We start from the raw sequence: 939 nt of genomic DNA, 5'->3' as shown, positions 1-939 counted from the left end.
CCAGCTGTTGCGGCGATCTGCGCGAGAACGGCCGGGTCGGTGGCGGGGTCGGCGGCCTGTGCGGCCGTGAACCCGTGCCCGGGTGCTCCCGGCCTCGCCACGATCTCGGTCGGCGGATCGACCGGTGGCCGAGCGCCCACCCCGCGTGGCCCGGTCGGTGGATTCGGGAAGCGCTGTCCGGTCGGCGGGCTCGGAAACCGCTGCCCGGTCGCCGGATTCGGGAACTGCTGCCCGGTCGGCGGGCTCGGAAACCGCTGCCCGGTCGCCGGATTCGGGAACTGCTGCCCGGTCGGCGGATTCGGGAACGACTGCCCCGTCGGCGGGCTCGGAAACCGCTGCCCGATGGGCGCGGCGCCGGGAGAAGCAACTCGGGTTCGCCAGAGGTATCCGATGTGGACGATCGTCGTCGACGTCCCGGCGAACGGGTCCATCCCGGTGCCGAGTAGCACCGTGTACAGGGCGGCGACGGCGAAGAGGAGGATCGCGACCGGCCAGAACAGGAAGACGAAGACCAGCGCGACGAGCGCGATCGCGCCACCACCGATCAGTGCGCGCATCCCCGCGCCCTGCGGATTGGGCCCTGTGGGCACGGGCGGGCGCGCAGGTGGACCGAACGGCCGACCACCGAAACCGGGGTTCGGAACACCGGGGTTAGGGGCGCCGGGGTAGTCGCCTGGACCGGAAGGCATCGTCATGTTGTCACCCACATTCCGCCGCGATGTTGCGGGTGTCGCTCCGGAAGCTCGACTCGCTGATCAGCCCCGACGAGGAGTCGACGTCTTCCCCGTCGGAGCGGACGCCGGAATCGTCGTAGTCCTTCGCCGCGTCGGCGAGTGCGGTGAGCTCATCGGTCACGTCGAATTCGGAATCGTCGTCGAAGGCGTTGAGCGCGGTCCGATACGCCGAGCAGAGTTCCGACCGGCTGGGGGGGGAACCCCC

Annotated in this window: 1 protein-coding gene and 1 pseudogene; both read right to left on the bottom strand. The window is 70.8% G+C overall.

Features of this window, described 5'->3' with window-relative positions:
- Positions 1-590, bottom strand: a pseudogene (locus tag B1964_RS04425) (hypothetical protein); the annotation flags it as partial.
- Between the two features lie 109 nt (positions 591-699).
- On the bottom strand, positions 700-939 hold a 240-nt coding region (locus tag B1964_RS30345), incomplete at its 5' end, for a hypothetical protein (RefSeq protein WP_172398747.1).

Origin of the sequence: Gordonia sp. i37, assembly GCF_002043085.1 — a bacterium.
In the GTDB taxonomy this organism is placed as follows: domain Bacteria; phylum Actinomycetota; class Actinomycetes; order Mycobacteriales; family Mycobacteriaceae; genus Gordonia; species Gordonia polyisoprenivorans.
Note: the sequence above shows the minus strand (reverse complement) of the source record. Positions and strands in the feature narration are given on the sequence as shown.